The organism is Flavobacterium luteum (assembly GCF_008806775.1).
Taxonomy (GTDB): domain Bacteria; phylum Bacteroidota; class Bacteroidia; order Flavobacteriales; family Flavobacteriaceae; genus Flavobacterium; species Flavobacterium luteum.
The window spans coordinates 76,390-102,331 of the sequence record NZ_WAEM01000003.1; the positions used below are offsets into that span (position 1 = coordinate 76,390).

Here is a 25,942-nt window from a genome sequence, read left to right on the forward strand (position 1 = left end):
ATTCATTAACAATGTACGGAAAAATTAAAGAATTTCTTCAAGCAGAGTTGCAAGCTATTGAAGAAAACGGAGTTTTTAAAAGAGAGAGAATTATAACTTCGCCTCAAGGAGCCGAAATTACAATAGCATCAGGAGAAAAAGTGTTGAATTTTTGCGCTAATAATTATTTAGGATTATCCTCCCATCCCGAGGTTATTCAGGCAGCAAAAGACGCTTTAGATTCTCATGGTTTCGGGATGTCATCAGTACGATTTATTTGCGGAACTCAAGACATTCATAAAAAATTGGAAAAAAAAATATCTGATTTTTATGGCACCGAAGATACAATCTTATATGCTGCTGCGTTTGATGCAAATGGAGGAGTTTTCGAACCCTTATTTAACGAAAAAGACGCAATAATTTCCGATAGTTTAAATCATGCTTCTATAATTGACGGGGTTCGTTTGTGTAAAGCGGCGAGATATCGTTACGAAAATTGCAATATGGAAGATTTAGAGCATCAATTGATAAAAGCAACAGAAGCTGGTTCTAGATTTAAAATTATTGTTACTGATGGAGTTTTCTCAATGGATGGTGTTGTAGCTCCATTAGATAAAATTTGTGATTTGGCCGATAAATATGATTCAATGGTTATGGTAGACGAATGTCACGCTGCGGGGTTTATTGGAGCAACTGGAAAAGGAACTCTAGAAGCCAAAGGTGTTATAGGAAGAGTCGATATTATAACAGGAACTTTAGGAAAAGCACTTGGAGGAGCGATGGGAGGTTATACAACAGCTAAAAAAGAAATCATAGAATTGTTACGCCAACGATCACGACCTTATTTATTTTCTAATTCATTAGCACCTGCAATAGTTGGAGCATCAATTAAAGTTTTCGAATTATTAGAAAAAGATACTAAATTAAGAGATCAGTTAGAATGGAATACGAATTACTTTAAGCAAGGAATGCTAAAAGCCGGATTTGATATTGTTCATGGCGATTCTGCAATTGTTCCCGTAATGCTTTATGACGCAAAATTGGCTCAAACTATGGCGAACGAGCTTTTAAAAAAGGGGATTTACGTAATTGGATTCTTTTTCCCTGTTGTGCCTAAAGATAAAGCAAGAATAAGAGTTCAACTTTCAGCAGCTCATACTAAGAATCATTTAGATAAAGCTATTTTGGCATTTATTGAAGTAGGAAAAGCACTAAAAGTTATATAATTCACAGTTTTTAGTCTTTTATTGATTTTTCAGCATTATTATTTAACATATTTTTTTGTTATTAAGAAATTACGTGTTACTTTTGCTATATAAAAATAGTTTAAACTAAACAAAAATTAAGTATGAAACATCTTAACAAATTATTTGCTGTTGTGGTATTGTTTATAGGATTGAGCTCTCAGGCTCAAGATAGCAACAACCCTTGGGCTATATCTTTTGGAGCAAATGCAGTAGACACTAGAGTTAGTGCAGCATCTAAAATTGGGGATCAATTTTCTCAATATTTTAATGTAAAAGACAATTGGAACATTCTTCCTTCTGTTTCTTATTTAAACGTTTCTAAAAACGTAGGCGGAAATTTCTCTTTCGGAGTAACTGGGTCTATCAACAAAATTACAAAATTCGTTAGCCCTCGTCCAACAATTCCAGGAGATTACCCAGTATCAAATCCTGGAGATTTAAGTTACTATGCTGCTGACGGTATTATAAACTACAGCTTCATGCAAGCTATAAAATCTAAATGGTTTGATCCTTCTGCACATGTTGGGGGTGGTTATACTTGGTTAGGTGATGCTAGTTACGGAACTGTAAATGGAGGTTTAGGGTTAACACTTTGGTTTTCTGATATGGTTGGTTTAACACTGCAATCTACTTACAAATATTCATTCGAAGATTCAGCATTTAGAGGCGCTCCAGATAACGTACCAACACACATGCAACATTTTGCGGGTTTAAAATTTAAATTTGGAGGAAAAGATACTGATGGAGATGGTGTTTATGACAAAGACGATGCTTGTCCAGAAGTTGCAGGTTTAAAACAATTTAAAGGATGTCCTGATACAGACGGAGACGGAATAGTAGATGCTAGTGACTCTTGTCCTGAAATTGCAGGTTTAGCTGAATTTGAAGGTTGTCCTGATACTGATGCAGACGGAATCGCTGATAAAGATGATGCTTGTCCAGAAGTTGCAGGTCCAAAGGCTTTAAAAGGGTGTCCAGATGCTGATGGGGATGGTGTTGCTGATAAATCTGATAAATGTCCTCAAGTTGTAGGTCCTATTGCTAATGGTGGTTGCCCATGGCCAGATACCGATAAAGATGGCGTATTAGACAAAGATGATAAATGTATTGACGTTAAAGGAACTGTAGCAAACAACGGTTGTCCTGAAATTTCTGAAGAGCAAGTAAGTCAATTGAATGCATATGCTAAAACTATATTATTCAATAGCGGTAAAGATACTTTCAAACAAGAAACTTTCGCGGTATTACAATCTATTACAGCTATCTTGAAACAATATCCTTCTTCAAAATTTAGTATTGAAGGACATACTGATAGCGATGGTAAAGATGCTACTAATCAAATATTGTCAGAAAAAAGAGCTGCGGCAGTTAAAAATTATTTAATTGAGAACGGAATTTCTGCTAGTAGATTGACATCTGCAGGTTTTGGTGAAACCAAGCCTGTTAGTTCTAATAAAACTGCTAAAGGTAAAGCTGATAACAGGAGAGTAGAAGTGAAATTAGTAAAATAATTTTTCTTTAAAATATTTATTGAAAGCGCCTCGATTTATTGAGGCGCTTTTTTTATATTTATAAAATGACAAATTCTTCTTCTTTTCTAGACAAAATTGCAACTGCTTTAACAGATGATTCTTCAAATCAATTAACAAATACTATAGTTGTTTTACCTAATAAGCGAGCAAAAATATTCCTTATTGAAGCATTAAAAAAGCAAGTCTCAAACAATATATTTTCTCCTGAAATTATAAGTGTTGAGGATTTTATTCAAGATATTGCTAGGATTAGAACTATTGATTCTATAGAATTGTTATTTGAATTCTATGAAGTCTATTTGAATATTACTAAAACCGCACAGCAACAATCCTTTGAGCTTTTTGCAAATTGGGCTAAAACGCTATTGCAAGATTTTAATGAAATAGATCGTTATTTATTAGATGCAAATCATGTTTTATCGTACTTAAAAGACATTGAAGATATTAAGAAATGGGGAATCGAAGTCGAAAACAAAACACAGTTACTTGAAAATTATATCGATTTTTGGAAATTACTGCCTAACTATTACCAATCGCTTTATAACCACTTATTAAAAAAAGGAATTGGCTACCAAGGACTTATTTATCGAGAGGCGGTTAACAATTTGAGTGTTTTTTCTAATACAGTAACTTCAAAAAAATATGTTTTTGCAGGTTTTAATGCTTTGAATGCCGCCGAGGAAAAAATTATTCAGCATTTAATTGCTAACAATCAAGCTTCAATTTATTGGGACGCAGATCAAACCTTCTTAAAAGATACTTATCATGATGCGGGTTTATTTCTACGTCGATTCAAAGAAAGTTGGAAACACTATAAATCAAATCCCTTTGAATGGATTGTTGATGATTTTTCAAAATCCAAGAACATACAAATCATAGGTACACCTAAAACAATTGGTCAAGCCAAAATTACAGGTAGTATTATTGAAAAAATCACCTCTGAATCCATAAATTTAGGCACTAATACCACTTTAGATAAAGTAGCAATTGTACTTGCAGAAGAAAATTTATTAGTTCCACTTTTATACGCTTTACCTGCAACTGTAGGAGCTTTAAATATAACTATGGGATATTCTAGCAAGAACAATCCAGCACAGATTTTGATTGCAAAATTATTCAAAATGCACACTAACGCATTAGCAAGAAACGCTTCGAGTTATGTGTTTTATTATAAAGATGTATTGGATATATTGACACATCCATTGGTAGAACCGTATGCTAAAACAAATGAATTAGTAAAAATTATCAATCAAAACAATTATACATTTATTACGCATAAAAAAGTAGTAGAACTTCATGAAACACAAAACGGCTTGTTTGATTTATTGTTTCAAAAATGGGAGAAAGGGTCTATTGCTATTCTCGAAACGATTTCTAGTTTATTGTTAACAATAAAATCGAATTTAAGTAATGATAATGAAGAAGAAAAAATTACAAAAGCTTTTGTTTTTGCTATTTTTAAAATCATTAATAAACTCATTAATTATTATTCGCAACACAAACATATTGACCAAATAGATACGTTATATGCGATTTACAAACAAGTAATTGACCTAGCTGAGGTTTCTTTTGAAGGAGAGCCACTAAATGGTTTACAAATCATGGGGGTTTTAGAAAGTAGAGTTTTAGATTTCGAAACCGTAATTGTAACCTCTATGAATGAAGGGAAATTTCCTGCTGGCAAATCGATGAATTCGTTTATTCCGTATGATGTGAAGAGAGAATTAGGATTGCCGACTTACAAAGAGAAAGATGCTATTTATACGTATCATTTCTATCATTTGCTTCAACGTGCTAAAAACATTTATTTGCTTTACAATACTGAAAGTGATGGATTAGATGGCGGCGAAAAGAGCCGTTTTATTACTCAATTGGAAGTTGAAAAGCAAGCCAATCATAAATTAACTCATGAGATTTACAATGCTATTTTACCCGAAACAGCATACCAACCTATGGTTATTCCAAAATCGGAAAGCGTAATGTTGCGATTAAAAGAAATTGCAGAACAAGGATTTTCTCCTTCGGCATTGACAAGTTATATCCGAAATCCGATTCAGTTTTATTTTCAGAAAATTTTACGCATTCGAGAAGTAGAGGAAGTAGAAGAAAATATTGCTTTGAATACGCTGGGAACTATTATTCACGAAGCGTTACGCGTTTTATATGAACCTTTTATCAATACATTCATTTCGGAAACAGATATTCTCAATTGCTTTAAGAAAATAGATTCCGAAGTTTTAAATCAGTTTAAGTTGGTTTACAAAGAAGGAGAAATTAAAAAAGGGCGTAATTTATTGGCTTTTGAAGTGGCAAAACGGAATATTTCTAATTTCTTGAAAGTAGAATTAGAAAGCATCAAGAAAGGTGATGCCATTAAAATCATTGCACTTGAACAAACATTTGAGCGCAATTTGCAGCATCCTACTTTGCCATTTCCAGTTTTGATAAAAGGAAATGTAGATCGTATTGAAGAACGAAATGGCATCATTCGAATTATTGATTATAAGACAGGAAAAGTTGAGAAAACCAACGTAACTCTTAAATCTTGGAAAGGACTCGCTGATGACATTAAAAACGATAAAATCATACAAGTTTTGGCTTATGCTTATATGTTTGAAGAAAAAGCCAACGGCAAACCTATTGAGGTCGGTATTATCTCTTTCAAAAACCTAAAAGCTGGTTTTTTACCTTTTACTTTTAAAGAGGACAAAGAAGGTACTTCCGTCATAGAATCGTCTATTTTGAATGATTATCTAGAACAATTGGCAAAATTACTAACCGAAATTCTAGATGTAAGTATTCCTTTTAACGAGAAAATAATTTAAATTTTCTTAAAAACCCCTAATAAAACGCGTAATAATTCTTGACGATTTTCAATATGACTCATGTGTCCGTCTGGAAAAGTGACTAATTGAACTTGAGTGTTTTCTATTTGATCTAAATTTTCGTCATAATTTAAAACAGGATCTTTTTCCCCTAATATGAGCACCTTAGGATAGGGACCAAAGTGTAGCAGTACTTCTCGGTCTTTCCTTATTTTCATTCCTTCAAGCGATGCTATAATTCCTTGTAAAGGAGTTTGTAAAGCTTCAATTTTTACTTTTTCTATTTCATCTATAAGTCGTTCTCTATTGTCTTCGCTAAACAAATTAGCAACAGAAAGACGAACAAAAGAAGTGTAGTCTTTTTTTACAGCTTTTATAGCTCGGTCGCGATTGTGTTTGCGTTCCTCACTATCAGCTCTAGAAGTGGAGTTCAGTAAAACCAATCCTTTTACAGCATCAGGATACAATTCGGCGAAAGCCAGTGCCACATAGCCACCCATAGAATGACCTGCTAAAACCGCTTTTCGTATTTTTAACTCATGCAAAACTTCGTGAACCATATCGGCATTATCCTCCATAGAATGAATGTAACCCAAGCATTCTGTCTTGCCATGACCTAATAAATCGATGGTAATCACGCGGTATTTTTTGCTGAATTCAGGAATAAAATCCTGCCACATGGTCTGGTTTTCTAGGAAACCGTGAAGTAAGACAATAGCGGTTCCCTTTCCAGTATCGGAATAGGAAACTTTAGAGTTTTTGTAAAAGAGTTGATTCATTTGAAAAGAGATTTCTAATGGTTCATCAAACTCTCAATTTCCTCAACTTCAATCGGGATATTTCGCATTAAATTATAAGGTGCTCCACTAGCTTGAACGACAACGTTATCTTCTAGTCGAATGCCAAAACCTTCAGCAGGAATATAGATTCCGGGCTCGACGGTAAAAACCATATCGGCTTGCATGGGTTCGTGTAGTAATCCGTAATCATGTGTGTCTAATCCCATATGATGCGAGATGCCGTGCATGAAATATTTTTTGTAGGCTGGCCAATCTGGGTTTTCATTTTGCACATCAGCTTTATCTATTAATCCCAAACCAAGTAATTCAGAAGTCATGATTTTGCCCACTTCCGTATGGTATTGTTTCCAGAACGTTCCAGATGTAAGCATTTTAGTTGCTTCGTTTTTAACACGCAGAACAGCATTATATACCTCTTTTTGTCTTTTGTTATAGCGGCCAGAAACAGGAATTGTACGGGTTAAATCGCTGGAATAATTAGCATATTCGGCAGCAACGTCTAGCAAAATTAGGTCGCCCGCTTTGCATTGTTGGTTGTTTTCGATATAATGCAACACATTAGCATTGTTTCCTGAAGCAATAATGGGTGTGTAGGCAAATCCTTTGGAACGATTGCGAATGAATTCGTGAATGAGTTCGGCTTCGATTTCGTATTCCATTACATTCGGTTTTACAAAAGAAAGCAGTCTGCGAAATCCTTTTTCAGTAATGTTGCATGCATTTTGAATCAAATCTAATTCTTCACTTTCTTTAACAGAACGAAGACGTTGCAAAATCGGGTTGCTTTTTGCCACCTGATGGGCTGGGTATTTGTCTTTCCACCATTTAATAAATCGGGATTCACGCGTTTCAGTATTTACGGAAGCACGATAATGTTCGTTGGTGTTGATGTACATAATTTCGGAATAGCTCATCAATTCGTTGAGTATTTTCTCGAAATCTTGTAACCAATATACAGTTTTGATTCCCGAAACTTCGAATGCGCGTTCTTTCGTTAGTTTTTCACCTTCCCAAATAGCAATATGTTCGCTGGTTTCTTTTAGGAAAAGTATTTCGCGTTGATTTTCATATGGGGCATCGGGGAAAAGCAACAAAATACTTTCTTCCTGATCTATGCCAGATAAATAAAAAATATCCCGATGTTGAGCAAACGGCAAAGTGCTGTCAGCAGACACGGGATAAATATCGTTGGAATTAAAAACGGCTATACTTTTCGGCTTCATTTGAACCGTAAATTTGGCGCGATTTTTTATGAATAAATGTCGGTCAATTTGATGATATTTCATACTAACGAATAAATTAGAATACAAATCTAATCAATCCATTTGTAATAACGCGCACCAATTAGATTTGGAATTTGATTTTCTATTCGTTCTAAAATCCATTCGCTTTTAGGTTTTCGAATACTTTGTTTTTGTTCTTTTTTATGAAGTTTTTCGTAGGTATCAAAATCAATTTCAAAGCTTTTTTCTAAAGTTTCGAAAAGATTTATATTTGCAAATGCCGATTTCCATTCCGATTGAATTGTTCCTTCAAACACTTTCGATTTAGATCCGCTCCCGTAGGCTAAAAAACCAAATTTAGTTGAAGTAATTTCTTTTTTAGTGTCATAAAAATGAGCCAAAGTCGATAATAATCCCATGAAAATAGAACCCGTGTATAAATTTCCAATTAAAGAGGAAGCAATTTCGGCAGGCTGTAATTTTTCAATCACAAAATTTTTGTATGCTTCTGATTTGCTGATTTCTTTTAATTTATTTTGATATTCCTCAGCGGTTTCATTTCTAGAAATGATTGAGTTTTCTGCATCAACAGCATAAATTTCAGATAACATTCTACGGCCTTGAAAAGCATACGGCAAATGCATTACAATACTCTCCCAAGTTTCGTAAACTGTTTCAGAAGTATTTTTTATTTTTTTGAACGTAAAGTATGCTTCTCGCGTTCTATCCATGTAACATTGATTAGAATATTGTCCATCAAAAACGGGTTGGTCTTTGTGGATTTCAATCTCGCTTTCTAAATTGTCCAGCCAAGGTTCGTTAGTGTCATTTCCTGTAATTTCTTTTTTCGAAACTTTTCGATAAGGTTTAAAAAAGTCAAAAACACCTTTGGTACTTGTTGCCCAATGATTTTCAAAAGCTATTATTCTTGGTTTTGAAGTAATTAACATCGCCAAGGCTCCAGCCCCTTGCGTATATTCTCCTGTAGAGTTTAAGTCATATTTGGCAAAATCTGTGGTTACTACGATTGCTTTTTTGGTTGGATTTAAAGTAATAAAATCGATACAATTTTGTAATGCATCTACTCCTCCAATACAGGCAAAAGTAAAATCCACCACATCACATTCTGATAGTGAATTCTCGCCAAATTTTTGTTCCATTAATGCAATTAAAAAAGAACTAATTGGTTTAGAGTTATCTATGGCGCTTTCGGTTCCAACATATATTCTTGATATTTCTTCTAATGGAATCTTGTTGTCGAGAATTAATTTAGTCAATGCATTAGCTCCAAAAACCACCGTGTCTTGATGCGAATCAGGCAAAGTCATTTTTAGTAATCCTAATCCTTTTTCGAGTTTTTCGGGTTCAATATTTCTGGCGTTTGCTAATGTTTTTATTGGTAAATGTATTTTGGCTACATCAAATGTGATAGCATCAATTCCTATTTTCATTTTTCTTAAAACTTTTTAGTCGTTAAAGGTAAAACTCCAAAGTTGAAATGCAATTATTTTAGATATCGAAAATAAAAGAGTTTGTCATTTTTGTGAAATTTGAATCAATTTAGGATAAACATTGTTTATTCAACAAATATATATTTGTAATTGATTGAATTTTAGTAAAATCAATAAAGGCTATATTGTGTTTTTTTTAAATTTTGTTTAATAAAAATTAAGCTACAAATATGCTTAATGATTGTTTTTTAATGACTTAAAACTTTTTTATTTAGAACACTTTAAAATAGTTATAAATAATAGCGAAAAGGTTGTAGTGCAATACTTTTTAATTTATTTTTGTGACACTTTTAAACATAACCTTCAATCATTATGGCAAATAACTCATTACTGAAGTCTTCAATAGCTAAAAAAGTAGCTATGGCGCTTTCGGGACTTTTTTTAATTTCATTTTTATCCCTACATTTTTTTATTAATTTAATTTCTGTTTTTAGTGCAGATACTTTTAACTTCATGTCTCATTTTATGGGATATAATCCAGTTATTCAGTTTGTAATGCAACCTGTTTTAGTTGCAGGAGTTATTTTTCACTTTGTTATGGGTTTCGTTTTGGAACTTAAAAACAGAAGCGCAAGACCAATTAAATACACTAATTACAACGGAGCAGCAAATGCTTCATGGGCATCAAGAAATATGATTATTTCCGGATTGGTAGTTTTGGCATTTTTAGGTTTACACATGTATGATTTCTGGTTTCAAGAAATGATTTATAAATATGTAGATGTAAATGCAATTGAAGAAACTAGATATTTTCCTGAATTGGTTCACAAATTTGAAAGTCCGGTTCGCACAGGATTGTATTGTGTTGCATTTGTATTATTGGCATTGCACTTGTGGCATGGTTTTAATTCTTCTTTTCAGTCAGTAGGATTTGATAATAAATACGCCAAAGCGCTTCACAAATTGGGATATTCATTCGCAATTATAGTTCCTTTTGGTTTTATTTTCATTGCATTATTTCATCATTTTAATCAAATTTAATATTCAATTATAATGGCATTAGATTCAAAAATTCCAAGTGGTCCAATTTCGGACAAATGGACAAATTATAAAGATCATATTAATTTAGTAAATCCAGCAAATAAACGTAATATTGACATTATCGTAGTTGGAACTGGACTTGCCGGAAGTTCTGCCGCTGCAACTTTGGCAGAATTGGGATATAACGTAAAAACGTTTTGCTTTCAAGATTCTCCACGTCGTGCGCACTCTATTGCGGCACAAGGAGGAATCAACGCAGCCAAAAATTATCAAGGCGACGGAGATTCCACCTTTAGATTATTTTATGATACTATAAAAGGAGGCGATTATCGTTCTCGCGAAGCAAATGTTCACCGTTTGGCTGAAGTTTCGACTAATATTATTGACCAATGCGTGATGCAAGGCGTTCCTTTAGCTCGTGAATATGGAGGATTGTTAGACAATCGTTCTTTTGGAGGAACATTGGTAGCCAGAACATTTTATGCCAAAGGTCAAACAGGACAACAATTGTTATTAGGAGCTTATTCTGCTATGAACCGTCAAATAGGTCGAGGTAAAATAAAATCGTTTGCACGTCACGAAATGCTAGATTTAGTTGTGGTTGGCGGAAAAGCAAGAGGGATTATTGCTCGTGATTTAGTTTCTGGAGAAATAGAAAGACATTCTGCTCACGCTGTTGTTATTGCTTCTGGTGGTTATGGAAATGTTTTCTTCCTTTCGACTTATGCAATGGGAAGTAATGCTACTGCAGCTTGGAAAATACATAAAAAAGGAGCATTTTTTGCCAATCCTTGTTACACACAAATTCACCCCACTTGCATTCCAGTTTCTGGAGATCACCAATCGAAATTGACATTGATGTCCGAATCGTTGCGTAATGATGGTCGTATTTGGGTTCCTGCAAAACTCGAAGATGCAAAAGCAATTCGTGAAGGAAAGAAAAAACCAACCGATTTATCAGAAGAAGAAAGAGATTATTATTTAGAAAGAAGATATCCGTCATTTGGAAATCTTGCTCCTCGAGATATTTCGTCGAGAGCTGCAAAAGAGCGTTGCGATGCTGGTTTTGGTGTAAATAAAACAGGCGAAGCAGTGTACTTGGATTTTGCAGATGCTATTCAGCGTTACGGAAAAGAACAAGCGTTTGTTAAAGGCTTAGATGCCAATGATAAAGCTTTGATTATAAAACTAGGAAGAGCAGTTGTTGCCAGTAAATATGGTAACTTATTCCAAATGTATGAAAAAATTGTCGACGAAGATCCATACACTTCTCCAATGATGATTTATCCAGCAGTACATTACACAATGGGTGGAACGTGGGTTGATTATAACTTACAAACCACAATTCCAGGTTGTTTCTCTATTGGAGAATCGAATTTTTCTGATCACGGAGCAAACAGATTGGGAGCTTCGGCATTGATGCAAGGTTTAGCGGATGGTTATTTTGTATTACCATATACGATTGGGGATTATTTAGCCCCAGAAATTAAAACAGGACCAATTTCTACCGATTTACCTGAATTTGTAGAAGCCGAGAAAAAAGTAAAAGCTCAAATAGAGCAATTTATTAACAATAAAGGAACAAAATCTGTCGATTATTTTCATAAGAAATTGGGTAAAATAATGTGGAATAATGTTGGGATGGCTCGAAATGCAAAGGGATTGACTGATGCTATTGAAGAAATTGCAGCGTTACGTGAGGAATTTTATAAAGAAGTGAGAGTTCCTGGAACAGCAGATAGTTTTAATCCAGAATTAGCAAAAGCTGGACGTGTAGCCGATTTTCTTGAACTTGGAGAATTGTTTGCTAAAGATGCATTACACCGTAACGAATCTTGTGGAGGACATTTTCGTGAAGAATACCAAACCGAAGATGGTGAAGCACAACGTGACGATGAAAATTTTGCTTACGTTGCCGCTTGGGAATACAAAGGAAAACCAAGTGATGCCGTTTTACACAAAGAGCCGTTGATTTACGAAAATATTAAATTAGCTACCCGTAGTTATAAATAGAACGTTGAATAAGTCTTAATACTTAATTCATAATACTTAATACAGTCTTAAAATGAAACTTAAATTAAAAATATGGCGTCAGCCTAATGCCAAATCTTCGGGTAAAATTGTTGACTATTTTGTTGATGGTATCGAAAGTGATATGTCTTTTCTAGAAATGTTAGACATTCTAAATGAAGATTTAATTCAAAAAGGCGAAGATACAGTTGCTTTTGACCACGATTGCCGCGAAGGAATTTGTGGTTCTTGTTCATTATTTATCAACGGAGAAGCACACGGTCCAGACAGAGGAATACCAACTTGTCAGTTGCATATGCGTATGTTCAAAGATGGTGATGAAATATATATAGAACCTTTTAGAGCAAAAGCATTTCCTATTATAAAGGATCTTGTGGTCGATAGAAGTTCTTTTGATAGAATTCAGCAAGCAGGCGGTTTTGTTTCTATAAATACATCAGGAAATCCAGTAGATGCCAATACGATTCCCATTCCAAAACACGATGCGGATAGAGCTTTTGATGCAGCTACTTGTATTGGGTGTGGTGCTTGTGTAGCTACTTGTAAAAACTCATCAGCTATGTTATTCGTAGCTGCAAAAGTTTCCCAATATGCATTATTACCACAGGGAAAAGTAGAAGCAACCGATCGTGTATTGAACATGGTGGCTCAAATGGATGCAGAAGGTTTCGGGAACTGCACTAATACTGGAGCTTGCGAAGTCGAATGTCCTAAAGGAATTTCTTTAGAAACCATTGCTCGTATGAACAGAGAATATTTATCTGCAAGTTTGAAAGGATAATATAAATAGAATCCTTATTTATAACATAAACGCATCCATTGATTTGGATGCGTTTTTTTTATATCAATCCTTTTTCAAAAGCCACTCTTACTAATCCTGCGCTATTTTTTACACCTAATTTTTGTATCAAATTGCTACGATGTGATTCTACTGTTTTTGTGCTTACAAATAGTTTTACTGCTATTTCTTCGGTGGTAAACTCTTGGATAATTAGATTTAAAATTTCTTTTTCACGAACGGTAAGTTTTGGAATAAAATAATTGGAGTTTTGGATGCCGATAGAATCATTGAGCAAAATATCACTTATCTTTTTTGGAAGGTATCTATTGCCTTCTATAACTGATTTTATGGCTTCGGTTAATTCTTTTTTATCCGTGTTTTTCAATAAATAACTCATAGCGCCGTTTTTTAAAATTTGCTTAATGAAAATAGTATCTTCAAAATTAGTTAAGGCAATTATTTTTAAATCTGGATGTTTTTCTAAAAGTTCTTTGCAAGCATTTATGCCATTTCCGTCGGGCAAATTGATATCTAACAGTAGTACTTTGACAGCTGAATTTAAATTTTCAAAAGTATCTTTCAGGTTTTCAAAAGATTGTAAAACTTCAATTTCCTTGTTCGATTTGAGCATTGTTTTAATGCCTTCAATAACAATGGTGTGGTCGTCTGTAATGGCTATTTGAATCATTTTGCTTTATTTAAATCAATAGAAATAGTGTAAGAAGTACCAGCAGAAGAACTTTCGACATCTAATTGTGCGTTGAGAAAATCAATTCTGGTTTTAATATTTTTACAACCAATTCCAGTTGAAACAGCATTTTTGTCAAAGCCGATTCCATTATCTTCAACGGTTATAAATAGCTCGTCTTCTCTGTAATTGAATTGAATCAGTGCTTCAGTTGCTTTTGAATGTTTTAAAATGTTGGTAACCAATTCTTGAATGATTCTGTAAATAACCGTTTCCGTTTTCTTTGAAAGCGCAAAATAATTACCAAAAAATTGAAAATCAATTTTGAATGTATCCGAAGTGTTTATTTTGATACAATATTCTCGAATTGTTTCGATTAATCCATATTCTAAGATAGAAGAAGGCATTAAATTATGCGAAATGCTTCGTACTTGGGCACATGATTCGTCAATCATATTTATGACTTTGGTTAGATTTTCGGCATCTATTTTGCTTAATCCAGCATCTTCTAAAGTTGACAATCTGTATTTTATTGCCGATAAATCTCCATTTAAACCATCGTGAAGTTCTTGAGCAATTCGACGTCGTTCCTTTTCTTCACCGTCAATCAAGGCTTCTAATTTGGCTATTTCTTGTTGTTGTTGCAATGCAATTATTTCTTTATTCTTGATTTTTTGTCTTTGTCTAAAGAAATACCAAACTCCAAACGAAAACAGAATTAAAAAAACACTGGCAATAAAATACATCTGTTTTTCTTTTTGACTTTTGATTAAATCGAGTTCTTGTTTTTTGAGTACGATTTGTTGTTCAGCAATGGATTTGTCTTTTTTTTCGGTTTCGAATCGGGTTTGAAGTAAAGACATTTGTTTCGTTTGATTTTCATTCAAAAGGATATCTTTTAAATTAGAACTTAAAAGCAAATATTTATAGGCTTTTTCAGATTGACCCATTTCGTTGTAAATAGTTGAAATTCTTTTTTGAGAACGAAATAAAAACTCTTTTGCGTTGATTTCTTTGGCTAATTCTAAAGTAAAAAAGCTGTAATAAAGAGATTTATTAAAGTTTTTAATTTCTAAATATAATTCGCTTAAAGTGTTATGCAAATCTGCTTTCTGGAAAGCATCTTTTTGGCTTTCTGACAATGCTAGGGCAGCTTCATAGTAAGAAATTGCTTTTAAATAATTTTTAGTTTTTTTGTAATATTCGCCAAAATTTCTTTTCGTAAAAAATAATAAGCGTTCACTTTTATCCATTTTGCTCAAGTTTTCGGTTTTCTTAAAATAAACAAAAGCTTCTTTAGTTTTATTTTGGTTCAAAAGTGTTAGGCCAACATCTCCATAGAGTAAGCCAAGTTGTTCTTTTTTTGTTTTATCTGAATAATGAATTGCTTTTTTTAGGTATAACAATTCTAACTTTCCATTATTGATATTGTCATAAAGGGCTGAAAGATTCTGATAACTTTGACTAATTATTGCGCTGTCCTTGGTTTTTTCAAATAGTTTAATAGAGCCTAAATAATACTTTGCTGCTTTAGAATAATCTCCCTTAAATTGATAAGCATTAGCGATATTGGCATACCCTTTTGCAATTCCAATCGAAATTTTTTCTTTACTACAATAGCGGATTGTTTGGTTATAATAATGAATTGCTGAATCGTATTTTCCATTATCACTATAAACAATTCCACTATAAAGCAAGGATTTATAAGCGCCTTCTTTATAATTAGTTTTCAAGCTTAATTGATACGTTTTTTGATATAATTGTAATGATTTTTCGGGTTGATTTTGCTCTAAAGAATAAGATTGATCCATTAATTTTTGAATAGCGATGGTAGCCTTTTGAGCTATCGCTTCGAAAGAAAGCAGAAAAATAATTATATAAAAATAAGGTTTATACATTGCAACTATTTTGTTGTGAGTAAAATAACGAAATTAATAGATTGCTTCTACTCTTTAGGTATAAAAAAGAGTAGATAACAATCATTCAAAAACCATAATTTATTGTTTTATTATCTTTTTCTGAAAAATGGCTTCTCCAGCAAATATTTTAAAAATATAAATTCCATTAGAAAATTCGCTAATATCGATTTGAGAAGTGTTTTTAGTTTTTATTGAAACTGTTTTTCCTAAAATATCTACTATTTCAATTTTATCAATAATAGTATTTTTATCTGATGAAATTGTTACAATTCCTTTTGTTGGGTTGGGGAATACTTTAATGGCATTGTTTAAACTTTCGAAATCAGCAGTTCCCAAATTAGAAATTGTGGTTATGGGCGAAGTTGAAACACAAGCTGTATAATCAGGCAAAACATACGTCACGGTATAATTTCCATTTTGAGGAATAGTTAAAGTTTGAGAATTGGCATCAGAAATTGCATTTCCATTCAAAAACCATTGTTTGGTTCCAGAAAAATCTGGTATTGCTGTTAATGTATTTCCGCTAACGGTTATAGATGGTTTTGGAGCTCTTGTATCTGGCTGTTCAGTAAATCTTCCTAAATATAATCCCGCTCGGGCGTCAGGAATAATGCAGGCAAATGTTGCAGGAGTAGCACTAGACGTTCTTCCACCCACATAAAATACCCCTTGATTGTTTGTTGTTAATGATTTTGCAAAAGATCCAGGTCCACTCCCAAAAGCAAACGAATTTTGAAAAACACCATTGTAATCTATTTTAGTGATAAAAGAATTTCCGTTTATAGGGTTTACAGTTGTACTGCCAAAAGACAAAGCTGAAAACCCAAAAATTTGACCAGCACATAAAATGCCACTACCATCAGGATTGTTCAACATAGTCCAAGGATGCGCGCTACCCGTTGTCGATTTTAACCAAATTTTATTTCCGTTAGCGTCCATTTTTAAGATACCGCCTGTTCCTAGGCCACTGGTGCTATCAGAATTTGTAACCATATCCAAACCAACTGTTAATGGATTTATTACCTGAACTCCAATATAAATCCCGTTGTCATTGCCTACTGCCGTTGGAATATGTGTTTGGTCTGGTGAGCGTAACCCATCAGTGTAATTTGCCCACACAAAATTCAAATTTTCAGTTGCTCTAATTGTTAAAACCGCACTTACAAGAAAGGGGTTGCCAATTTGCGTTAATGTTGTCGTGCCATAAGTAAGGGTTCCTCTTGACTCCGCTGAAAAAACCAAATCGCCATTAGATAAAACTCCTGAACCTTTAAAGAAAATTGAGTTCGCAGATGTCGCAGAAGCAAATGAAGTTGCTGTCAAATTCGCTACAACTTGACCATCAGTATTCATTTTGCCTACAGACAAATTACCCGATTGAAAATAAACATGATTGTTGGCAAATTGCAATAGCGGCGATTGCGAAAGTGGACCATTGTTAAAATTTTTCCACATCAATGCGCCAGTCGGATCAAACTTGATAATATAATTGCGGTCTTGAACTCCCACAAATGTTTCCGTTCCAATTATTAAAGAATTGGTTCCCAGTAACGAACCTAAGACATACAAATTATCATTTTCTCCTATTTGGATATTCAAAGGAGCAAAACTAAATCCTATAACTTTGGTGTATTGCCGCACTCCAGCAGCATTGAATTTATATAAGAAAGTTGAACTTCCAATTGCGTCTGCAGTTATACCTTGACAGATTTGTTGCTCATTAGCACTATTCAAAGTGTATATATTTCCTTGTGAATCTCGTGCAATGGCAATTGCTCCTTGAATACTGTTGGCAACGGCGGAATATCCTGCAGTAGAAACCCAATCAAACCGTTGTGCTTGTGTAAAAGCACTCATAAATAAAAGTAGTAGTGTAAATTTCTTCATAATAAATGGAGTTTTTCAGTTTTTAAATGATTATTATCGCAAGTTACTCACACATAATTATTTAATTATCAGGGTATTTATTGATTTTTGAAACTAAGGGTTTTCCCCGATAAATATGATACGCTGTTGTGGCTAATTCTATTTTGTGTAAATTTGATATTATTTCACAAAAAATGAAAGTAGCATTAATCCAATCTCCATTAGTTTGGGAAAACCCAACTGCCAATCGAAACTATTTTGAAAAAAAAATCAATGCTATTACTGAACAAGTAGATTTGATTGTTCTTCCTGAAATGTTTACAACGGGTTTTACTATGAATCCTTATAAAGTTGCTGAAAAAATGCATGGAGAGACGGTAATTTGGCTTCAGAATTTGGCAAAAACTAAGGTAGCTGCAATTACAGGAAGTGTAATTATAACCGAAAACAATAATTTCTATAATCGGTTGCTTTTTGTTTTTCCATCTGGAGAAATTCAATTTTATGATAAACGGCATTTGTTTACTTTAGCCGGAGAAGAAAAAGTATATTCTCCAGGCAAAAAAAAATTAATTATCGATTATTTAGGTTGGAAAATTTGTCCTTTAATCTGTTATGATTTGCGATTTCCTGTTTTTTCAAGAAACGTAGAAAATTATGATTTATTAGTTTATGTTGCCAATTGGCCAAAAACAAGAATTAACGCTTGGGATGCATTATTAAAAGCACGTGCAATAGAAAATATGTCTTATACAATAGGTATGAATAGAATTGGCAGTGATACTAATAATTTGGAATACAACGGACATTCGCAAATAATTGATTTTTCAGGAAATCATCTTATTGATATTCAGGAAAATGAGGATGCATATATTACAACATTACACAAAAAAAATTTACTTGTATTTAGAAATAAATTTGGATTTTTACACGATAAGGATTTTTTTACTGTTTCAGATTAAAGGTTTGTTCTACATCCCAATTGGCTCTAACATCTATTTCTTTTGGAAAATAAATAACTTCCTCTGATTGTTTTTTTTCTAAAAAATTACCTGCATCCCTTACTTTATTTTTATTTTCATCGTAAATAACACGAAGAGTAAATAAGTTAGGGTCAATTAAGTTAAATTCAATGTTTGTGCTGGATTCTGAATATTCTGATGCTATAATTTCGCCTTTTGCATTCGTAAGTTCAATTATGATAGGAAATTGCTTTACGTTTTCTAATTTTAATCGAAGGTTTCCATAATCGGAAACGTTTTTAGTTTCAAAATTTACTGTTAATGTATCATTTTCTTGGTCTAACATATCGATTAATGCACCAGGAAGAAGCATTATTTTATACTTTTCTAATGGTTCTTTCTTAAAATCGAATTCTAATTCTTGATTCCATTCATCATACTTAGTTTTAAAAGCAATTGCTGTTGAGTCTTTATTTAGCAATTTCATTTTAGTAATGTCAAATTTTACTAAAGGAATCGAGCTTTTAATTTTAAAATTTTCTTTTAAAGAAAGGGTATTATTTTGTCTTGGGCTTATAACTAAGGTGTCATTTTTTTGATTTTTGATTTTAAACACAAAATCCTTTAAGTATTTATCTTTATTTATAGTGATGTTTAAAGAATCTGCTTTAATGTTTTTACACCAAATTTGTATGGAATCTTTTTCTTGAAATTTTGTGATAATGGTTGGGATAATTTCCTCTTTATTTTTCAACACTACTTTTATATCTTTTGCATTCCCTTCATAGCCCATAAGAATTCTATTCCCTGAAGCCTGAGTAGGTTTATAAGCTTTAAATGCTGGTTGTTCTTTAAACAAAGCCAATTCAAATAAAGTATCATTAGGTAGTGTAATTATTTCTTTTCTAAAAGCAATCTTTTCAGTTTTTGAATTGTATTTATTGTTGTTGTTTTCGTCTTTCAAAGCAACCAAAAGGTATTTTCCAGCTTTTAAATTCTCAAGTTTAAAAGTTGAAGCACTATCAAGCGTATTGGTTATATATCTTGGGTTTTCTTTATAAACAGTAGAATCGGTGTATTTAGAATTCATTTCGTAAAGCATTACCGAAACAAACGAATCTGTTTTCTTTTCGTAAGAATCCTTTATTGAGCCGCTGAGTGACAATGAATCAATATAAGTGCCTGTCGAGAAAACGTATTTAAATTGTTGATACGGATTGCCTTCGTTGTAATCCTCAATGCTTTTACCAAAATTAAGACTGTAGGTAGTATTAGCTTGCAACGAATCATTAAATGTAACCGTAATCGACTTACTGGCTGATTGCGGAGAAATTTGCGGAGCTTTTTCAACAGGTGGTGAAATGATTAATTGTTTATTGACATCTTTAACCACCACATATTCATCAAAACTAAGTCTAATAGTCTTTCCTTTAAATGCGGTAGAGTAATTTTTCGGGAAACTCATTTTCAATATAGGCGCAATTGTGTCTTTTAAACCACCGTCTATCGAGCCTCTTTTTGCACAACTAATTATGAAAACGAGCAATAGAATTAGAATATATTTAAATTTGTTTTTCAACATAATGAATCAAATATTTTAGGTCACAAAATAACAATTATATTTTATGGAAATGAAATGTTTTGGTAATCAATTTAAAGGTTTTATTTTAAAATAATTTTTTTAAGTTAAATAAATTATACTTTATTTTTTTATGCTAAAAGTTTAAAAATCAGCATTTTAATATATAATTAGTAGTTATTTACACTAATTTAAGAATGTGACATAGCCATACATACAATACTAATTTTCGAACCAGGAATTTTTAACAAAGCTCTACTACAAGCTTCAAGAGTCGATCCAGTAGTAATAACATCATCAATTAATAGAAAGTGTTTGTTATGTTCTTTCTCGGTAAAATCTGCTTCAAATATACTATCAATTATTTCAGTACGGTTCAATAAATTCTTTTTTACTTGCGTTTTTGAATACACAGTTCTTTTTAAGATAGTTGGATTATAATCGATTTTTAAATTTTCTGATAAAGCTTGCCCAAAGCGAGTTACTTGATTGTAACCTCTCTCTCTAAACCTTTTTTTGTGAAGTGGCACAGGAATAATTGTGTCGAATGTACTAGTAATGGGTATTTTTTTTAAATCTTCCGCATGCCATTGTCCTAAAACAGTTCCAATTTCTTCATGACCACGATATTTAAGACTGTGAATCATTTCCTGAACGATTCCTTTTTTATGATAATAAACCAATGTTGAAGCAAATTCAATAGCAACTTTACCGTAAAATTTCTTAAAAGCTTCGTTTTCGGGATTCAAATAATGATTTGTCAGCGGAATTTCATGCCGGCAAACCGTACAAATGACATTTTCATTGGATAATAAAAAGGCATTGCAACCTGCGCAAACCTTTGGAAAAAGCACATTTATCAAGTTTTTTAATAGTTGCATTACTTTTTTATGGATAAAAATAAGAAAATCAGTCTTTACAATGTTAATTTAATCACACTTTTTATATTTTTGCACCACTATGGCAAAACAAGAAGATTTATTTAAGAATGTAGTTTCGCATGCAAAGGAGTACGGATATATATTTCCGTCAAGCGAAATTTACGATGGTTTGAGTGCTGTTTATGATTATGCACAAAACGGAGTAGAGTTAAAGAAAAATATAAGAGAATATTGGTGGAAAGCCATGGTTCAGATGCATGAAAATATTGTTGGCTTAGATGCTGCAATTTTGATGCATCCGACTACTTGGAAGGCTTCGGGTCACGTTGACGCTTTTAACGATCCATTAATCGATAACAAAGATTCTAAAAAAAGATACAGAGCCGACGTCTTGATTGAAGATTATGCAGAGAAATTGAATCAAAAAGCCGAAAAGGAAATCGAAAAAGCGAGTGTTCGTTTTGGGGATGCTTTCAATAGAGAAGAATTCGTCTCTACAAATGTTCGCGTAGTTGAATACTTATCTAAAAAGAATGAAATTCTAGCTCGTATGGCTAAATCACTTGGTGATGAAAACCTTGGTGATGTAAAAGCCTTAATTGAAGAATTAGAAATTACGGATCCTGAAACAGGTTCTAAAAATTGGACTGAAGTGCGTCAATTTAATTTGATGTTCGGAACAAAATTAGGAGCCTCTGCCGATTCAGCAATGGATTTGTATTTACGACCTGAAACAGCTCAAGGAATTTTTGTAAATTTCTTAAACGTTCAAAAATCGGGACGTATGAAAATTCCTTTCGGAATCGCTCAAACTGGTAAAGCCTTTAGAAATGAGATTGTTGCAAGACAATTTATTTTCCGTATGCGTGAGTTTGAACAAATGGAAATGCAATTTTTTGTAAAGCCTGGAGAAGAAATGAAATGGTACGAATACTGGAAAAGCACCCGTTTAAACTGGCATTTATCGTTAGGATTGGGAAAAGAAAATTACCGTTTTCACGATCACGAAAAATTAGCACATTATGCTAATGCTGCTGCCGATATCGAGTTTAATTTTCCTTTTGGTTTCAAAGAATTAGAAGGAATTCACTCTAGAACGGACTTTGATTTAAAAGCACATGAACAATTTTCAGGTAAAAAAATGCAATATTTTGATACAGAGACGAATGCAAACTATACGCCTTATGTAGTTGAAACTTCTGTAGGATTGGATAGAATGTTTTTAGCTGTTTTTTCTAATTCATTAAAAGAAGAAACGTTGGAAGATGGATCATCCAGAACGGTTTTAAAATTGCCTAGTGTTTTAGCACCAACAAAAGCTGCTGTTTTACCTTTGGTTAAAAAAGATGGTTTGCCAGAAGTTGCCAAAACCATTATTGAAGATCTTAAATGGGATTTTAACGTAACTTATGACGAAAAAGATGCAGTAGGTAGACGTTACAGAAGACAAGACGCATTGGGTACACCGTTTTGTATTACAGTCGATCATCAAACTTTAGAAGACAGTACAGTAACAATTCGCCATAGAGACACAATGAAACAAGATCGAGTTGCAACAGCTGATTTGAAATCGATTATAGAAAATGAAGTTTCTATGAAAAATTGGTTGATGAAGGCTAAAGTTTAAATCTGAAACGATATGTTAAATAAATGCTTCCTCAACAATTGGGAGCATTTATTTAAAATCGGTATCCAATATTTAAATCGCCTCTAAAAACTGCATCTGGAGCATTATTAGAACTCCCAAGTGTTCGTCCTAAACCTACAAGTATTTCAAAGACAAAACCCGAATTATTTACCCATTTCTTCCCTAAAGACAAACCTAAAGCAGCGGCACTAAATTTTTTCTTATTTTCTTCTTCATAAATATAAATTGCACCATATTTTCCCGAAAAATATTTTGCAAAACCTTCTACAAAAAATCCATATGCACCATATTCTTTCGATTCTTGAAAATAGAAACGAGCAAACGGGGTTAATGAAAAATCTTCTGAATAATCATTGCCAGTATTTAGATTTAATAATGCAGAGCCTCCAAACGTAAAATCCTTTGAATAAATATATTCATAAGTACCTTCAAATATTGGCCCGGCTAACAGTTTAATGCCTCCAATTTTTACTTCGTTTTTTCTATTTAAAAGCGATTTCTTGTTTGCAGTATCTTGTCCATAACAGAAACAGTTTAGAATCAAAATATAAAATAGGAATGTTTTCTTCATTTTTATTTCAAATTTAAGAATAAAAGATTAATTGGCTCTTCAGTTTTGTGTTTTTTTATTGTTACCAAAACTCTTTATAGTGCTACTTTTTATTAATGTCTCATTAAAAACAGATAATATATTTTTTGTTGTGACTTTTTCTATATTAAAATTTAGTGTAATTCTATTTTTTTGTACAGGAAATGCCTTATTTAATAATTGTAAAAAAATACTCCAGTTGTTTTCAGACGCCATTAGAAGCGATTCTAATACAATAATGTATTTTTTTAGTTCAATATGTTCGTTATCTTGTTTTTTATTGTTTTTTCTTTTATAAACACGTTTAGGGTTTAATTTTCTTAAATCGTCTAAAATTTCGATACTAATTCTTGAAAAAATGATTTCATTTATGATTTCAGCTAATGAATAAGGGTTGTGAAATATGGTTTTCCAATCTAAATGATGCAAATCGAGAATTCTTTCTATAAAATCTATTGAAATTGTTCGTATCCAATTATAGGCATTGTCATTTTGCTGGTTTAAAAAAGTTTGAATTACTTTTTCAATTGATTTTTCTCTATGCCGAATTAATCCCGTCGCTTCATCAATTAAATTTTCTATAGTGGTATTTTGAATTTTCTCTAGTACTATGGATGCTGATTTTGCAAATTTTAATTGATTTACATTTAAAAACCCTTCTTCTTTTGCTTTTAAAATTGCTAAGCATGATTGTACTAAAATTGGAGCTTCTAACAAGTCATAAACCACTTTTTCGCTGTCACTAACTATCATTCTTGCAGATAAAGGAGTTTTAAGCTCAAATAACAACTCAGAATGTATTGGAGTAAACTGGTTTATTGTAGTTAATAATTCGAGGAGCCAGTTTTCAGATTTCCCTTCATATCCTAAGACTTTTTGGACAGAGTCTCTTGTAATAACTTTTTGTTTGTTTTCTAGGATATAACAATACAAATGAATATTTGTAATTTTTAAAGGCTTACTTCTAGAACCAAATTCTATTGACAACATAAAATGATTATTTTTTTAATTGTTGTAGCCATCCTGTTAATGCAAGTTTTTTTTCTTCGACAACGACTTCAAAAGCATTAATTTTTAATAACTTTTCTTTTTTAGTGATTTGTTCAACGTTTTTTATTTTTTTGTTTGGACGATCTAATTCAAGAGACTCTTTTATTTTTTTAATCATATACCAAGCTGATTTTTGAGTAATAGCTAAGGTTTTTCCTAGTTCTATTGAGGAAATTGATTTTTTCTTAACAGAGATGAGCCAAATTGCAATGAACCATTTTTGTAATTCAATTTTAGAATTGTAAAAAATAGTATCATTTTTTGCATTAAAGTATTTGCCTGTAGTTCTGCAGCGGTATCGGTTTTTTTTACAAACATATACTTTTGAATTTTCATCAAATGGGCTAACAACAATACCATTCCATTTTAATGTTTCTAAATGATTTAGGCACACTTTCTCATTGGGGAATGCATATATAATTTCTGAAATACTTTTAAAATCGGCATTAATCATTCTGAAAATTGTTATTTAATATATGTACACAAAAATAATAAAAATTGTGTATTAAAATATATAATAATTAAATTCCTTCAACAAAACTTATCTTCTAATCAATAGAAAATGCAGTTTAACGAATTTTTTTGCCGTTCATATTATATTATTAACAATCGATGCAATTCTATTAACAATAATTTTCAGCAATTAACAAATGCTGTAAATTAGCCATCTGATTTATATGTTTTCCTGATTTGTTTCACTTTAATTGTTAAATCAGAAACCCCAAACCTACATTTATAAATACTTTACCGCTTTGTGCTTTGCCAGACATTATTTAGGAAAAGCAATTAATGAAGCATTCATACATCATTTTAGACGATGATCATGACAGTATTCTGAAAACCCGCGCTGCGGTTGCGGGTTTTCAGAATCTGCATTTTGTTGCGTCTGCTTCAAATTATGACGATGGGATTAATTTAATCTTAGAGCATAATCCTACCATTGTTTTTCTAGAAATAAATCCTACAGACACAACAAGTAATTTGTCCTTGAGATTAATTGATGAATTGCATCGTTATTTAAAGGTTATTCCTAAAATTATTGTAACAACAAGTTCAACTTCACAAGCATTCGAGGCTATTAAATATGAGGTTTTAGACTATTTAATTAAGCCTATAGCAAAAAATGAAGTAAGGAAAACCATTTTAAAGTTTGAAAAAACGATTATAGATTCTCCTCAAATTTTTAGTTCATCAGCGGTTCGCACGGAGTCTGAATTTCCAATTGTACAAACAGAAAATATAGAAAATCCAGTTGTTGAAGCTGTTATCAATAATCTTGATAATGAAGAAGAAAAAGCTTTAATCGAAAGAGTTGATCAGAATTCAGAGATTGAAAACAAACCCGACGAATCGTTATCTATTGTTACACAAGAGTCACCTTCAATTCCTAATTTTGAACAATTTCGTAAAGAAAACAAGCCATTAATTATTTGTGTTAAATCATATGGGGATTACCGTTTTATAGAAGCCAAAGACATTTGTTACCTCCAGGCAGACAACAATTCGACAGACATTCATTTGTATAATGGCGAAATGATTACTGCTTTTAAAACCTTAAAACATTTTGAAGGCGTGCTTTCCTCTCCTTTTGTTCGTATACACAATAGCTATATTGTAAACATTGATTATGTTTCTAGAATACATACTGGCAATGCCGTTTGTTATATTAAGAACACGACAACCAAGCTTCCATTTTCTAAATCCTATAAAGAAAATGTCGATTCTATTATTAATAGCATCACAAATGGCAATTATTTAGAAATTTAAAAAAACCATCCACATAGATTTGATATTCATCCACTATCAAACGGATGCATTCTACCAAAAACACCTGAAAACACGGTGCTTAA

Annotated in this window: 20 protein-coding genes; 9 read left to right on the forward strand and 11 right to left on the reverse strand. The window is 32.4% G+C overall.

From position 1 onward, the window contains the following. The first annotated feature begins 11 nt into the window (after positions 1-11). The 3 genes from kbl (at position 12) to F6464_RS07575 (ending at position 5,583) form a co-directional block, all read left to right on the forward strand. Positions 12-1,205 (forward strand): glycine C-acetyltransferase, encoded by a 1,194-nt coding sequence (gene kbl, locus F6464_RS07565; RefSeq protein WP_151107207.1) that lies wholly within the window; start codon positions 12-14, stop codon positions 1,203-1,205. Positions 1,206-1,327: 122 nt separating this feature from the next. Beyond that, the gene (locus F6464_RS07570) at positions 1,328-2,737 is read left to right on the forward strand and encodes an OmpA family protein (protein ID WP_151107208.1); all 1,410 of its coding nucleotides are present in this window, start codon (positions 1,328-1,330) and stop codon (positions 2,735-2,737) included. A gap of 65 nt (positions 2,738-2,802) precedes the next feature. After that, positions 2,803-5,583 (forward strand): PD-(D/E)XK nuclease family protein, encoded by a 2,781-nt coding sequence (locus tag F6464_RS07575; RefSeq protein ID WP_151107209.1) that lies wholly within the window; start codon positions 2,803-2,805, stop codon positions 5,581-5,583. On the opposite strand, the gene F6464_RS07580 is transcribed toward F6464_RS07575, so the two are convergent. From F6464_RS07580 to F6464_RS07590, 3 genes are read right to left on the reverse strand one after another with little or no spacing between them, the layout of a single operon-like run. After that, on the reverse strand, positions 5,580-6,362 hold the full coding sequence (locus F6464_RS07580) for an alpha/beta fold hydrolase (protein ID WP_151107210.1): 783 nt from the start codon (positions 6,360-6,362) through the stop codon (positions 5,580-5,582). The two genes, F6464_RS07575 and F6464_RS07580, sit on opposite strands and share 4 nt — an antisense overlap. Positions 6,363-6,376: 14 nt before the next feature. Continuing rightward, complete coding sequence (locus tag F6464_RS07585; RefSeq protein WP_151107211.1) at positions 6,377-7,669, reverse strand: aminopeptidase P family protein; 1,293 nt, start codon at positions 7,667-7,669, stop codon at positions 6,377-6,379. 26 nt (positions 7,670-7,695) lie between these two features. After that, entirely contained in the window at positions 7,696-9,057 is a 1,362-nt protein-coding gene (locus F6464_RS07590) for a hydroxymethylglutaryl-CoA synthase family protein (protein ID WP_151107212.1), read from the reverse strand. 372 nt (positions 9,058-9,429) lie between these two features. On the opposite strand from F6464_RS07590, the gene F6464_RS07595 reads away from it, so the two are divergent. From F6464_RS07595 to F6464_RS07605, 3 genes are read left to right on the forward strand one after another with little or no spacing between them, the layout of a single operon-like run. Continuing rightward, a complete protein-coding gene (locus F6464_RS07595; protein ID WP_151107213.1) occupies positions 9,430-10,098 on the forward strand; it encodes a succinate dehydrogenase cytochrome b subunit in 669 nt (222 codons plus the stop codon). A 12-nt stretch (positions 10,099-10,110) separates the two neighbouring features. After that, the gene (locus tag F6464_RS07600; protein WP_151107214.1) at positions 10,111-12,111 is read left to right on the forward strand and encodes a fumarate reductase/succinate dehydrogenase flavoprotein subunit; all 2,001 of its coding nucleotides are present in this window, start codon (positions 10,111-10,113) and stop codon (positions 12,109-12,111) included. 52 nt (positions 12,112-12,163) lie between these two features. Continuing rightward, positions 12,164-12,910 carry a succinate dehydrogenase/fumarate reductase iron-sulfur subunit gene (locus F6464_RS07605; protein WP_151107215.1) on the forward strand — a complete coding sequence of 249 codons (747 nt, stop codon included), beginning with the start codon at positions 12,164-12,166 and terminating at the stop codon, positions 12,908-12,910. Between the two features lie 58 nt (positions 12,911-12,968). On the opposite strand, the gene F6464_RS14490 is transcribed toward F6464_RS07605, so the two are convergent. The 3 genes from F6464_RS14490 to F6464_RS07620 form a co-directional block, all read right to left on the reverse strand. Continuing rightward, a complete protein-coding gene (locus tag F6464_RS14490; RefSeq protein WP_191963338.1) occupies positions 12,969-13,598 on the reverse strand; it encodes a response regulator in 630 nt (209 codons plus the stop codon). Beyond that, positions 13,595-15,496, reverse strand: coding sequence for a tetratricopeptide repeat-containing sensor histidine kinase (locus F6464_RS07615; protein ID WP_151107216.1), 1,902 nt, complete (start codon positions 15,494-15,496; stop codon positions 13,595-13,597). Before F6464_RS07615 ends, F6464_RS14490 begins: the two co-directional genes overlap by 4 nt. A gap of 99 nt (positions 15,497-15,595) precedes the next feature. Then, a complete protein-coding gene (locus F6464_RS07620) occupies positions 15,596-17,404 on the reverse strand; it encodes a T9SS type A sorting domain-containing protein (RefSeq protein WP_151107217.1) in 1,809 nt (602 codons plus the stop codon). Between the two features lie 173 nt (positions 17,405-17,577). Between F6464_RS07620 and F6464_RS07625 the strand changes: the two genes are divergently transcribed. Beyond that, positions 17,578-18,345: an amidohydrolase gene (locus F6464_RS07625; protein WP_151107218.1), complete on the forward strand. Its 768-nt coding sequence runs from the start codon at positions 17,578-17,580 to the stop codon at positions 18,343-18,345. Here the strand turns inward: F6464_RS07625 and F6464_RS07630 are convergent. Together F6464_RS07630 and F6464_RS07635 are read right to left on the reverse strand one after the other, a co-directional pair. Then, the gene (locus tag F6464_RS07630; RefSeq protein WP_151107219.1) at positions 18,329-19,927 is read right to left on the reverse strand and encodes an Ig-like domain-containing protein; all 1,599 of its coding nucleotides are present in this window, start codon (positions 19,925-19,927) and stop codon (positions 18,329-18,331) included. The genes F6464_RS07625 and F6464_RS07630 overlap by 17 nt on opposite strands. Before the next feature lie 188 nt (positions 19,928-20,115). Next, positions 20,116-20,805, reverse strand: a complete 690-nt coding sequence (locus tag F6464_RS07635; protein WP_151107220.1) for a ComF family protein — start codon at positions 20,803-20,805, stop codon at positions 20,116-20,118. A gap of 79 nt (positions 20,806-20,884) precedes the next feature. Here F6464_RS07635 and F6464_RS07640 point away from each other — a divergent pair, with 79 nt between their 5' ends. After that, the gene (locus F6464_RS07640) at positions 20,885-22,432 is read left to right on the forward strand and encodes a glycine--tRNA ligase (protein ID WP_151107221.1); all 1,548 of its coding nucleotides are present in this window, start codon (positions 20,885-20,887) and stop codon (positions 22,430-22,432) included. 52 nt (positions 22,433-22,484) lie between these two features. Here the strand turns inward: F6464_RS07640 and F6464_RS07645 are convergent, their stop codons facing one another. Genes F6464_RS07645 through F6464_RS07655 form a run of 3 tightly spaced genes read right to left on the reverse strand, consistent with a single transcriptional unit; the run spans position 22,485 to position 24,546 of the window. After that, complete coding sequence (locus F6464_RS07645) at positions 22,485-23,024, reverse strand: hypothetical protein (RefSeq protein WP_151107222.1); 540 nt, start codon at positions 23,022-23,024, stop codon at positions 22,485-22,487. Positions 23,025-23,063: 39 nt separating this feature from the next. Then, on the reverse strand, positions 23,064-24,032 hold the full coding sequence (locus tag F6464_RS07650; RefSeq protein WP_151107223.1) for a P63C domain-containing protein: 969 nt from the start codon (positions 24,030-24,032) through the stop codon (positions 23,064-23,066). Positions 24,033-24,039: 7 nt separating this feature from the next. Continuing rightward, positions 24,040-24,546, reverse strand: a complete 507-nt coding sequence (locus F6464_RS07655) for a hypothetical protein (RefSeq protein ID WP_151107224.1) — start codon at positions 24,544-24,546, stop codon at positions 24,040-24,042. 335 nt (positions 24,547-24,881) lie between these two features. Here F6464_RS07655 and F6464_RS07660 point away from each other — a divergent pair, with 335 nt between their 5' ends. Beyond that, on the forward strand, positions 24,882-25,859 hold the full coding sequence (locus F6464_RS07660; protein ID WP_151107225.1) for a LytR/AlgR family response regulator transcription factor: 978 nt from the start codon (positions 24,882-24,884) through the stop codon (positions 25,857-25,859). Positions 25,860-25,942 lie beyond the last annotated feature (83 nt).